Consider the following 12893-nt stretch of genomic DNA (forward strand, 5'->3'; position numbering starts at 1 on the left):
ATCTCCTGCCTGGACTATGCGTTAATTTGAAGACTAAACCACTAAAAATGGTTAAGGTAATTCTTGTAACTGAGATCAATAGCGTGCTTATTAGTTTTACACTGAACCTGAGGAGGGGTTCACTGTCTGATTGATTCACACCGCAAATAGTGTCTTTGGAGACCTTGCGTTATATGGACAGAGTTAAATCTTTATCCCAGCAAAGTATTTCTTTGTTGTTGGCAGTTTATATTGGTGTTTTCCTGAATATCTCTGTCTTTTATCGTCGTTTTGACACCTTTAGCCAAGGTATTCAAAGCATAAAAGTCGTGTCTGCTATCATCGAAGTGATGGCGATTATTCTGTTTACTTTCTTTGTCATGCGCGTCATTTCCCTCGGTGGCCGGTGGTTTTATCGCGTAGCCGCAACCCTTTTGGTGCTGATTTCTGTTGCTGCCAGCTATTACATGACTTTTTTCAATGTTGTGATTGGCTATGGCATCGTCATTTCCGTCTTGACCACGGATACTGATCTCTCGAAAGAGGTCATCGGGTTGCATTTTGTCATATGGATGATTGTGGTCAGCGCCCTACCTTTGTTACTTATCTGGAAGAATACCTTACGATTCACCTTACTGGAGCAGTTTCGAACGCCGGGCCAGCGCCTCAAACCTCTATTATTGATGGTGGCGGTTGTGGCATTGGTGTGGTTACCGATTCGCTATCTGGACAAAGTACAACACGCGGATGAACAACTGAAAACTGTAGACTTACCGAGTTATGGTGGGGTGGTTGCTCACTCCTATCTGCCTTCTAACTGGTTGGCAGCATTGGGTTTATACGCTTATACACAATACGACGAAAAGTATGATGCGGCGACAATGTATGATCCCGCGAAACACCATACTTATGTTGCCCCCGCAGGTATTGATGACACTTATGTTGTGTTTATCATTGGTGAAACTACCCGTTGGGACCATATGGGGCTGCTGGGGTATTCACGGGATACCACCCCGCGCCTAAGTAAAGAAAAGAACTTAGTCGCTTTTCGTGGCATATCTTGTGATACCTCGACCAAACTTTCATTGCGCTGCATGTTTGTACGGGAAGGGGGGACGGAAGAAAACCCACAGCGCACATTGAAAGAGCAAAATGTGTTCGCAGTAATGAAATCTTTGGGTTTTTCTTCCGAATTATTCGCGATGCAAAGCGAAATGTGGTTCTACAATAATGCGAACGTCGATAATTATTCGTTCCGGGAATTGATTGCTTCTGAGAAACGTAACGATGATAAGCCAGTAGATGACATGCTGCTGGTTGATGAATTGAAAGAATCACTCGGGCGCTATCCTGTCGGTAAGCATTTAGTGATACTGCATACCAAAGGTTCACATTACCTCTATTCCCAACGTTACCCCCGCAGCTATGCCCGCTATCAGCCTGAATGTATGGGAGTTGATGACTTTTGTAGCAAACAGCAATTGGTGAATGCTTTTGATAACAGTGTGCTGTACACCGATTCCTTTATTGCGAATGTGATCGATGAAATGCGCGATAAGAAAGCGCTGGTGTTCTATGCCGCAGACCATGGGGAATCTATCGACGATAATTCCCACTTCCACGGCACGCCACGGGAGATGGCTCCGCCGGAGCAATTCCGTGTGCCATTGATGGTTTGGGCATCAGATAAGTTTCTGGCGCAACCGGCGAACCTCACGGCTTTTGAGCAGTTGCAAGCCGAACAGCGCATCGGCAAAAGTCACCGTCAGGTTGAGTTGTTTGACTCCGTCCTCGGATGTTTAGGCTATACCTCACCCGATGGCGGAATTAATGCAGAAAATAACTGGTGTCAGACTCCGACACGGCAGACTCAGCCGAATTAATACAGGATAATCTGATATAGGATGATTTTTGATACCAATCGCAATGTTGCTTTAATGTTACGGTATACTTCAACCTAATCCCCGCCAGCTGGAGTATACCGTGACCTATCGTGTTGCCTTTATTGATGATCACGACATCGTGCGTTCAGGTTTTGCCCAATTACTTTCTTTGGAGGAAGATATCCAGGTTGTGGGTGAATTCAGCTCCGCGAAGCAAGCTAGAGCTGGATTACCGGGCTTACAGGCGAATATCTGTATTTGTGATATTTCCATGCCTGATGAGAGCGGATTGGATTTATTAAAAGATCTCCCCTCAGGGATGGGGGTTATTATGCTTTCGATGCATGACAGTCCGGCGTTAGTTGAAATGGCGCTAGAGCGCGGCGCACGGGGGTTTCTATCCAAACGTTGTAAGCCAGAAGACTTGGTTAATGCTGTCCGTACGGTGGGCAGTGGCGGAGTGTATCTGATGCCGGAAATTGCCCAAAAATTAGCCCGTGTTGCGGTTGATCCTTTAACTCGTCGTGAGCGAGAAGTTGCTGTGTTGTTGGCGCAAGGTATGGAAGTGCGTGATATTGCCGAGGCACTCGCCCTGTCACCGAAAACAGTCCATGTTCATCGCGCTAACTTATTTGCCAAGCTTGGTGTCAGTAATAACGTTGAGTTAGCCAAGCAGGTATTGAATCTATGATGCAGCGTTTGATTATGCTGCTGGCATTATTATTTATTTATATCACTGCCGCTTTCTGTTTATGGTCCGTTGGCACTGTATTGGTTGATAGGCCGTTACAGGCCATGCTGTTATTCCCTTTTGGCCTGCGTATGGGTATTTTATTACAAAGCCCACGGCAATATTGGCCGGGAATTTTGTTGGGTGACGCGTTACTCTGGTGGCTGCTAACGGATCAATTTGGCTACCCCGAGTTATTGTGGTTTGCTCTTCCCCTCCTGCTGGCGACCACCTTGTTGGCTGTTTTCGCCTCCCCTTGGTTATTGCGCCATCAGAAAAATGACAATGAATGGAAATGGCCCTTGATGCAGGGCGCTGTCATTATTGGTGCGGCGTTGATACAAGCGTTGGGATGGGAAATTGCCAGTCAACAGGGGGCGATGGCACTCTTATTGGGGTTGGTTGGCGGCTTTACTATCGCGCCGATTTGCCTGTTATTGTGGCATTATCTGGCGCGCCAGATCTGGGCTCCACTGGAACCGGGGCTAATACATAAGCCAATTAACCTGCGTTTGAATCATATAATGTGGTATTTGCTGCTGTTTGCCCTGAGTATTTGGCTACAACATCATATCACCGAATCAGATTTGTATTTATTTGCACCTTTCTGTCTGGCGATTCCCATTGTATTTATGTCTTACCGCTATGGCTGGCAAGGGGCGGTAGTGGCCACTCTACTCAATGGCATGGTGTTATTGATTATTACTCCGGCAGGGTTAGATTCACACCGTGATTTATTATTATCACTATTAGCGCAAAGTTTAACGGGTTTATTGCTTGGGGCTGGTATTCAGCGGCAGCGGGAGCTGAATGAACAATTACAAATACGGCTGAATGAAAACCGTGAACTAGCCAAAGCGTTGGTGGTGGCTGAAGAGCATGCCCGGCGTGATGTCGCACGCGAGTTGCACGATGAGGTCGGGCAGACGGTAACAGTTATTCGCACCCAAGCCAGTATTATCAAACGGCTCACCACACAACCTCAAATTTCTACCAGTGCCGACATGATAGAAACACTGGCTTTACGCGTTTACGACGGCGTCCATGATATTTTGGCGAAGTTATGGCCAGCAGCATTAAATAACCTACCTTTATCAGCCGCTGTTGCGGCATTGATGCGAGAGCTTATTCCACAGGATCAATCGGTAGTTGGAGTGCTTAATTGGCAGCTCGATGATTCTCCGGTAGACGAAACTCTGAGAATTACGCTATACCGCATTTGTCAGGAGGGGGTCACCAATGCCTATCGCCATGGGGGGGCCAGTCGGATTGAGATTAATGCTAAGCAAGATAAACAGAAGATATACCTGACCATTCGCGATAATGGTAAAGGCATGGATTTGGCAACATTAACGCCAGGTTATGGGTTACATGGTATGCAATCACGCGTCAGTGCATTGGGGGGAAGCTTTAGCCTTAGTGTGGACCAGGGTACCTGCTTAAGTGTGACCCTGCCCACAAATTCTTTGTCAGCTAATGAAAACTAGGAAATATTCTCGTTTTCTGCAGGTGTTTTTCTCATTGGTTTTGTACGCACGAGGGACATGATGACTCTACTTGATAAATTTTCTGAGGTTCACATGTGGTCTTTCCTCAAAAGTCGCGATAACGTACCAGCGGTAACGGATCAAGCGCAAATTGACTCGTCTTATAAATACTGGCGCATTCAATTAATGTGGACGATGTATATCGGCTACGCCGCTTTTTATTTTACCCGTAAAAGCTTCAACTTTATTATGCCGGCCATGCTCAGCGATTTGGGTCTGACAATGTCAGATGTTGGGATTTTAGGCACGCTATTTTATATTACTTATGGTTGTTCCAAGTTTATTTCCGGAATGATCAGCGACCGCTCAAATCCACGTTACTTTATGGGTATCGGGCTGGTCATGACCGGGATTATTAATATCCTGTTCGGGATGAGTTCTTCATTGCTGGTGTTTGGTACCTTGTGGATAGTTAATGCATTCTTCCAAGGGTGGGGCTGGCCGCCATGTTCTAAAATATTAACCAGTTGGTATTCTCGCTCAGAACGCGGTAGCTGGTGGGCGATGTGGAATACATCACATAACTTTGGCGGTGCATTAATTCCCTTGCTGGTTGGTTTTATTTCTCTGCACTTTAGCTGGCGTTACGGCATGATTATCCCCGGCATCGTCGGGGTGGTAGTGGGTTTGCTGATGTGTTGGCGACTGCGTGATAAACCTAGCACCATGGGGCTGCCAAGTGTGGGCAAATGGCGTAATGATGCCATGGAACAGGTGCAAGAATCTGAAGGCCAAGGGCTTTCAAACAAAGAAATTGTAAAGCGTTATGTGTTAACCAATAAATATCTTTGGTTGCTGGCGGCTTCCTATGTACTGGTTTATATCGTCCGCACCGCGATCAATGACTGGGGAAATCTCTATTTGACGCAAGAGAAAGGCTATTCATTAATGACAGCTAACTCGGCAATTTCATTATTTGAAGTGGGCGGATTTATCGGTTCTCTGGTTGCGGGTTGGGGGTCGGATAAGTGGTTTCGGGGTAATCGTGGGCCGATGAACCTGATATTCGCTATTGGTATTTTCCTTTCTGTCGCCTCATTGTGGATTATGCCAGGGGTCAGTTATGTCTTGCAGGCCGGATGTTTCTTCGCCATTGGTTTCTTTATTTTTGGCCCACAGATGCTTATTGGTATGGCTGCCGCTGAATGCTCACATAAAGATGCTGCGGGGGCTGCTACCGGTTTTGTTGGGTTATTTGCCTATTTAGGTGCTGCCTTATCAGGCTATCCTATTGCTCGCATTATGGAAATTTGGCACTGGAATGGTTTCTTTGTGGTTATTTCCATTGCTGCCTGTTTATCCGCTTTCTTCTTGTTGCCATTCTTGCGGGCGCAATCACCGCAGTTGAAACAAGCTGAAGCTTGATTGTGCTCGAATGATGCTTTTAACAACAGTCACTCGTGAGTTGTTAAAAAGTGATTGACGGCCCAGACGCGTAGCAGTAAGATGCGCCCCGATTCGGCGAGTAGCGCAGCTTGGTAGCGCAACTGGTTTGGGACCAGTGGGTCGGAGGTTCGAATCCTCTCTCGCCGACCAAATTTAAGAACCCTGATAGCAATATCAGGGTTTTTTTTCGTCCCTATCTTTTTATCTCTCGGTGACATCTCATTTAGTCTCATTGTATTCAATTTTAAATTATCTTTATATTATCAATAATCTTATTTTATCTCATGTGTATTACTAATTTTTGACAATATATTTTTTTTATTCTTCTAATTTATTATATGTATTTAATCATATTGACTTTGTTTTATTTAAAACCGCTAATGGATATCGGTTTCATCGGTAATGCGGCCAAGATGATAACCATTATGTAACTAATATAATAACCATATCAACTATTCTATAAGAGGAATAATATGATTTTCATAAATGAGAATAATAGAAGAAAATTATCCGTGTTGCCACTCTCTATCATGCTGTCGTTATGTGGAATGTCGGTATCTCATGCCGCCAATATCATTGCTGATAAGGCCGCACCTGCGGGACAGCAAGCAGATATAAAAATAGAGCCAAACTTGTCCTTGCCAGTCCCTTGTCGCTCTATGATGGGCTGTGGTGAAACCACCACGATAAATATCCAGGCACCAGATACAAATGGATTGTCACATAATAAATATACTAAATTCGATGTGCCTCATTTTCAGGATGTTGTTATCCTGAATAATAACTCAATCAAAGAGAATAATGGTAACCCGAATTTGGAAAGCACTACGGCAAAGATTATTTTGAATGAAGTAAGATCCTCGCATGCAAGCCAATTAGCAGGAAATATAATACTTTCAGGTCAAGATGCCCATGTTATTATTGCTAACCCATCAGGTATTGATTGCGATGGGTGTTCATTTTCCAATATGTCTCATTTGACCATGACAACAGGTAAATCATATTTCAGTGATAATAATAAACTACAAGGTTTTAATGTCTGGGGTGGGGACATTAATATTAATAGCGGAATATTAAATAACCAGGGGTTAAGCCATAAAGGGAAAGATAAAGATCCCGCCTATCTTGATTTATTCGCTAATTCATTAAAAATAAGAGGTAAAGTACAGGCGGATGACCTCTTTGTTATTGCGGGTAAAAATAAAGTAAGTGTGGCGGCCCCGGGCGAAAAAATGAGAATATCACCGCTAGTCGCTTATTTGAGCACCCCTGATTACTTTGATAGTGTTGATGTCCATCAGATGGGGGGAATGTATGCTAACAAAATACGCATAATCTCCGAAGGTAATATAAATAATAACAGAGACATCGAATCAACTGGCGCACTCCAGATGTTTACTAGAGGGAATATCAACAATTCTCTGGGCGGAGCGATTATCGGCAGGACAGTACAGCTATACAGTGATGGTATAGTCAATAATTCACATGGGAAAATAAAATCAAATAATTCTAACAATAAGCTATCGATATATATAGACGCGGCGAGATTGAATAATAATAGCGGTGAAATACAGACTCAGGGGGGAAGTATAAAGATAATGCTTGATAATCCGATCGAAAATAATAATGGTGATATATCTATTGTCGGTAAAAAAACAAAACGGTTAGTAATTTAAAATTACTTCTTTCCACTAAATATAATTTCAATAAATTCGTGTGTATTTTTAAAAAGTTAGCCACGTATTGTGGCTAACTTTTCTGATGGCATGACCCAGTTATGGTTTAGTTTAGATGGAGAGTGTTGCATGAAGTTTAAAATAATAACCAGAGATGTTTTAAAATATTATAATATTTCACGAGCTATGACTGTATTATTTTCTTTTTTGGTTTTCATGTTTGTTTTACCTCTTGCGGCTTATGCGGATACTAATCCAACTCAAACAGCGATATTAGAAAAACAACAAATAAATTTAAAAAATAATCTTATACCTCCACTGAAACATGCACTGATGGATAGCAAACCCATTACACCAGCAGAAACTGGCTCTTCAGATGATTCGTCATGCTTGGTTATTAATCAAGTAAAGCTGATTAATATTGATGCCTTTCCTAATGCGGGGCGTTTAATGCAATGGGCAAAGCAGGCTCAGGGGCATTGTTTGGATGAGAAAGGGTTATCATCTCTGCGCAAGACACTTCAATGGCAACTGGTTACTGATGGCTATATCACTTCACATGTGACTTTCACCGAAGACAGTTATGTGGAAGGCACTTTATTCCTAACCTTAATTCCTGGCAATTTGAGTGGCATTGATCACCATGAAGACAGTCATGACTATGCACAGTTAAATACAGTCTTTCCCGGTAGATTAGGTGAAATGGTTAATTTACAGAACCTCGAGCAGGGGTTAGAGAATTTACAGCGTTTGCCCTCAGTGAGTGCGACTATGGATGTGGTGTTAAATCGCGAGGATTTAACTAGCCAAATTGTGGTGAAACGCCAGCAATCGCGCTTTTGGCGAATCGATACTTTTCTCGATAATGCGGGGCATTATGCTGTTGGCCGCTATCGTGTGGGTGCAACATTATTTTTAGATAACCCATTATCATTAAGTGATTTAGCTTATTTCTCTGCTGGGCGCGATCTGGATAATCATCATGATAAAGGTAACAGTAACCTTACCCTACATTACTCCGTCCCTGTTGGTTATTGGTTATTGAGTATGACGGGTAGCCGGGGGGATTATTATCAGTCTTTGTTGATGGGCAATACTGCGTTTAAATATCACTCACGCTGGCGATCATTGGATATACAAATTCAACGGCTGTTGATGCGAGGTTACAATTATAAAACCGTGGGCTACACTGGGGCATTAATCCGAAAATCCAACCGTTTTTTTGCTGATTCAGAAGTGGAGATTCAGCGGTCGGATACTGTTGACTGGCAACTCGGATTACAACATCGCTACTATACCCGCTGGGCGACCATGAGCGGTGGGGTTAGTTATCAGCAAGGCACCCAATGGTTTGGGGCACGACCATCACCGGATAAAGAGTCATTTTCAGCGAGCAGACTGATTAATCTCACGGCTTCACTGGATATTCCTTTTATATTGGGGGAGCAGCGTTTTCATTATCAACCGACATTTAGCCAGCAATATACTCGCTCAAATCTTGCGATACAGGATAACTTTTCCATTGGTGGGAGAAGCTCAGTGCGCGGATTTGCTACCGGTAGGGCACTTGCTGGGCCGCAAGGGTGGTTTTTAAAAAATGATATTGCTTGGGTAAATCAGCGTCTTGCTAGCCAATTGTATGTAGGGGTAGATTATGGCGAAGTGAGTAAAAAAGGGGGGCAATTTTTATTAGGTAACCGCTTAGTCGGGGGGGTATTGGGTATTCGGGGCAGTTATCACCAGTTTGGATATGACTTTAATATCGGTTTACCACTCGATAAGCCGAGGGAGTTAAATACTGACCCTCTAGCATTTGGTTTCGTAGTGAACTGGAAATATTAGTCTTTATATATAATGGATAAACATAATTAATATATAGATATTGTATTTTTAAGGTTGTAGTTATGTATTAATTGCTTGAGTATTAAAATCACTTTATTTTTTTATAAAATAGGTGAATGAAATGATTAATGCATATATATACTCTGATCTTAATATTAAAAATGGCATGATAATACCATGTTGTTTTTTATATTTCACAATTCCATTATCATATGCTGAGATTGTTGTTGATAAAAATGCTCCTTTACATCAACAACCTAGCGTTTCTTCAATATATATAAAATGGAGTGAAGCACATTGTAAGGCATTAGATGCGCATTGTCTTGGAGCTAATTATACTGCGATAAATATCCAAACCCCCAATGATAAAGGTATATCTCACAATAAATATGTGAAATTTGATGTAATAAATAGTAGTGGATACGATAAAGTATCGCTTAATAATTTTCCCGCTTCGAGTGCGACAGGAAATCCAAATTTAACAACGGTGTCAGCAAAGGTTATTTTGAATGAAGTGACTTCAGGAAATAAAAGTCTATTGAATGGCGAGCTTATTGTTGCCGGTGAAAAAGCACATGTCATTATCGCGAACCCTGCAGGGATAAGTTGTGATGGTTGTTATTTTAGTAATATTGATTATGTGACTTTAACCACTGGGTTACCGGTGTTCAACGGGGAAGGACAGCTTGGTGGTTACCAAGTGAGTAGTGGTGTCATTGATATTGGCACTCGTGGCCTGAAACATAATGACAGTGATGATACTTATTTAGACCTTTTCGCTCACTCATTAAAAGTAGGAGGAGAAATAAGGTCAAGTGATATTCTCGCTATTATAGGTAAAAATAGCATAAGTTATGCACCAATAAATGGAAAGGTAAATGTAAAATCATTAGTGGGTGCTTCATCTGGTAATAAAAATAATCTAGGTGTTGATGTTTCCCATTTGGGGGGGATGTATGCCAACAAGATTTTTGTATTTTCTAGGAATCGTGGTGTAAAAAACTCTGGGGTTCTTCATGCAACGAATGAATTGATAATATCTTCAAACCGATTTATTAAGAACAATCATGGGAGAATATCTTCTGGAAACATAATATTACGGAGTTTTTCCTTAATTGATAATCAACAAGGGACGATAAAAAATATAAGACCGATTCCACTTGCTAATACTGAAGAGAGATTTGGCATTAATATTACGGGAAAAATCCTTAATAATAAAGAAGGGTATATTCACTCAAATATTGGTGATGTGCTTATGACGGCTGATGGTGATTTTTATAATAGTGGTGGATTGATAAAGACTGTGGGTTCATATGGTCATGCTGATATTAAAATTAAAGCGAAATTAGTTAATAATTTTAATGGAGTGGTCATCACTTCAAATAATATATTAATCAATGCTGGTAGCTTAAAAAACAATCAAGGGCGGGTTGTCAGTGCTTTTGGGACTGTGACTCTGCGCTATAAAACGCTAGAGGATACAACGGGAGTATTACACGGGGGAATGGGGGTTAAAAGGACCATAAAGTAACAGATAAAATGTGTAATTTTATCTTTCTCAGTATGAATGCACTGTTTTGGGGCCTCACTATAGGGCGTCATAGCTGTAAGCTATGTTCTCTCTGGCTCGGACGAATGACTCAGCGAGTTTTTCGCTTTTTTAACAGCACGCAAAATGTTTGAGATTCCGGTTGTGTGTGACAAGGTTCACGTCACTTATCGGCTGTCACAGCCGCATTTCTCTCTATTTTCTATCGTTATTACAAAAAAATCTGAACAGATAATCCTCATTTAGCAACAAAGTTTTTTCGTTTGTCATTAGCTGTTACAACTGCTTTATTTTTCTTAGCCAGTTTATACCGCTGGATTATTCCTAATAGCATAAATTTTAATGCTGATAATGTTAATGGAAAGTTTTTTTTATGTTTGTATGCTGTTTCTCATTGTCTTAATAAATCCATTCAGATCGTATTGACGTTGTCACCAACTGTTGCCAAATTGGTACCCTCAGGGGTAGTAATCGAGAGCAATTTGGGGTTATTCCATACATTCTACATTGCCGTCGCGATAGCATTTATCCGGCATCTCAATCCCGCATCCCTGCGGTAAATAGGCCAAAACGGTACAGTCCACTGACTAAAAAATTATAGGGCTTGGCCGTACACACAACACACATCACCATAATGGAGCACAAGCGATGACGATTTCCTTGGGAAAAACAGGGATACTGAAATTCGGTATTGGGCTGATTGCACTGACCGTAGCGGCCAGTGTACAAGCGAAGACATTGGTATATTGTTCTGAGGGCTCTCCGGAAGGTTTCAACCCACAACTTTTCACCTCTGGCACAACTTATGATGCAAGTTCGGTTCCTATCTACAACCGTCTGGTTGAATTCAAACTCGGTACAACCGAAATTGAACCCGGTCTGGCTGAAAAGTGGGAAGTGAGTGAAGATGGTAAAACTTACACTTTCCACCTGCGTAAAGGCGTGAAGTGGCAAGATAATAAAGACTTTAAACCGACCCGCGATTTTAATGCTGACGATGTGATTTATTCATTCATGCGTCAGAAAGATGATAAACATCCGTACCATAAAGTGTCTGGCGGCAGCTATGAATACTTCCAGGGTATGGGTATGGGTGATTTGATCACCAATATCGTTAAAGTTGACGATAACACCATGCGCTTTGAGCTGGCGCGTCCAGAGTCTCCATTCCTGGCTGACCTGGCAATGGACTTCGCGTCAATTCTGTCTGCTGAATATGCTAACAACATGCTGAAAGCGGGCACACCGGAAAAAGTCGATTTGAACCCAATCGGTACCGGCCCATTCCAGTTGCAACAGTACCAAAAAGACTCCCGCATCCTGTACAAAGCCTTTGAGGGTTACTGGGGCACCAAACCGAAAATTGATCGTCTGGTCTTCTCAATTACCCCAGATGCGTCAGTCCGTTATGCGAAATTGCAGAAAAATGAATGTCAGGTTATGCCGTACCCTAACCCGGCCGACATTGCTCGCATGAAAGAAGACAAAACTATCAACTTGATGGAGCAACCTGGCCTGAACGTCGGTTACCTCTCTTTCAATGTTGAGAAAAAACCACTGGATAACCTCAAAGTCCGTCAGGCGTTGACCATGGCGGTAAATAAAGAAGCGATTATCGAAGCGGTTTATCAGGGCGCAGGCCAAGCGGCCAAAAACCTGATCCCACCGACTATGTGGGGCTACAACGATGACGTGAAAGATTATGCTTACGACCCAGCTAAAGCGAAAGAGTTGCTGAAAGAAGCTGGCCTGCCAGATGGTTTCGAGATCGACCTGTGGGCAATGCCAGTTCAGCGTCCGTACAACCCAAATGCGCGTCGTATGGCTGAAATGATCCAGTCCGACTGGGCGAAAGTTGGCGTGAAAGCCAAAATTGTGACCTACGAGTGGGGCGAATACCTCAAGCGTGCTAAAGACGGCGAGCATGAAACTGTGATGATGGGCTGGACTGGGGACAATGGGGACCCGGACAACTTCTTCGCAACTCTGTTCAGCTGTGATGCGGCCAAACAAGGTTCCAACTACTCCAAGTGGTGCTATAAGCCGTTTGAAGACGTGATCCAGCCAGCGCGTGCTGAGTCTGACCATGACAAACGTGTCGCACTTTACAAACAAGCTCAGGTTGTTATGCATGATCAAGCGCCAGCGCTGATTGTTGCTCACTCAACCGTGTATGAGCCAGTGCGTAAAGAAGTGAAAGGTTATGTGGTTGATCCGTTGGGTAAACACCATTTCGAGAACGTGTCCCTGGATTAATTTTAACCTGTTAGATAACCGGTGAATGTGTGTAAAAGCATGTTC

The 12893-nt window shown here is 42.8% G+C and carries 8 protein-coding genes and 1 tRNA gene; all 9 read left to right on the forward strand.

From position 1 onward, the window contains the following. Positions 1-173 precede the first annotated feature (173 nt). The gene (eptB, locus tag OP863_RS00360; protein WP_145589335.1) at positions 174-1862 is read left to right on the forward strand and encodes a kdo(2)-lipid A phosphoethanolamine 7''-transferase; all 1689 of its coding nucleotides are present in this window, start codon (positions 174-176) and stop codon (positions 1860-1862) included. A 100-nt stretch (positions 1863-1962) separates the two neighbouring features. Beyond that, positions 1963-2553, forward strand: coding sequence for a transcriptional regulator UhpA (gene uhpA, locus OP863_RS00365; RefSeq protein ID WP_038637496.1), 591 nt, complete (start codon positions 1963-1965; stop codon positions 2551-2553). Further along, positions 2550-4079, forward strand: a complete 1530-nt coding sequence (gene uhpB, locus OP863_RS00370) for a signal transduction histidine-protein kinase/phosphatase UhpB (protein WP_265525759.1) — start codon at positions 2550-2552, stop codon at positions 4077-4079. The genes uhpA and uhpB overlap by 4 nt, the downstream gene beginning before the upstream one ends. A gap of 93 nt (positions 4080-4172) precedes the next feature. Then, positions 4173-5504, forward strand: a complete 1332-nt coding sequence (locus tag OP863_RS00375) for an MFS transporter (protein ID WP_038639936.1) — start codon at positions 4173-4175, stop codon at positions 5502-5504. Between the two features lie 94 nt (positions 5505-5598). Next, positions 5599-5675: transfer RNA gene (locus OP863_RS00380), tRNA-Pro, on the forward strand. Positions 5676-5998: 323 nt separating this feature from the next. Further along, on the forward strand, positions 5999-7201 hold the full coding sequence (locus OP863_RS00385; protein ID WP_265525760.1) for a filamentous hemagglutinin N-terminal domain-containing protein: 1203 nt from the start codon (positions 5999-6001) through the stop codon (positions 7199-7201). A gap of 129 nt (positions 7202-7330) precedes the next feature. Then, complete coding sequence (locus OP863_RS00390) at positions 7331-9043, forward strand: ShlB/FhaC/HecB family hemolysin secretion/activation protein (RefSeq protein WP_265525761.1); 1713 nt, start codon at positions 7331-7333, stop codon at positions 9041-9043. Positions 9044-9164: 121 nt separating this feature from the next. After that, the gene (locus tag OP863_RS00395) at positions 9165-10574 is read left to right on the forward strand and encodes a filamentous hemagglutinin N-terminal domain-containing protein (RefSeq protein ID WP_265525762.1); all 1410 of its coding nucleotides are present in this window, start codon (positions 9165-9167) and stop codon (positions 10572-10574) included. Positions 10575-11240: 666 nt separating this feature from the next. Continuing rightward, on the forward strand, positions 11241-12848 hold the full coding sequence (dppA, locus tag OP863_RS00400; protein ID WP_265525763.1) for a dipeptide ABC transporter periplasmic-binding protein DppA: 1608 nt from the start codon (positions 11241-11243) through the stop codon (positions 12846-12848). Positions 12849-12893 lie beyond the last annotated feature (45 nt).

Source organism: Yersinia sp. SCPM-O-B-9106 (C-191) (assembly GCF_026183365.1).
Lineage (GTDB): Bacteria > Pseudomonadota > Gammaproteobacteria > Enterobacterales > Enterobacteriaceae > Yersinia > Yersinia rochesterensis.

What these genes read in the sequence shown, in the direction of transcription:
- OP863_RS00375 (WP_038639936.1), top strand. Translation starts at nt 4,173, where the DNA reads ATGTGGTCTTTCCTCAAAAGTCGCGATAACGTACCAGCGGTAACGGAT.
- eptB (WP_145589335.1), top strand. Translation starts at nt 174, where the DNA reads ATGGACAGAGTTAAATCTTTATCCCAGCAAAGTATTTCTTTGTTGTTG.
- OP863_RS00390 (WP_265525761.1), top strand. Translation starts at nt 7,331, where the DNA reads ATGAAGTTTAAAATAATAACCAGAGATGTTTTAAAATATTATAATATT.
- uhpB (WP_265525759.1), top strand. Translation starts at nt 2,550, where the DNA reads ATGATGCAGCGTTTGATTATGCTGCTGGCATTATTATTTATTTATATC.
- dppA (WP_265525763.1), top strand. Translation starts at nt 11,241, where the DNA reads ATGACGATTTCCTTGGGAAAAACAGGGATACTGAAATTCGGTATTGGG.
- OP863_RS00385 (WP_265525760.1), top strand. Translation starts at nt 5,999, where the DNA reads ATGATTTTCATAAATGAGAATAATAGAAGAAAATTATCCGTGTTGCCA.
- OP863_RS00395 (WP_265525762.1), top strand. Translation starts at nt 9,165, where the DNA reads ATGATTAATGCATATATATACTCTGATCTTAATATTAAAAATGGCATG.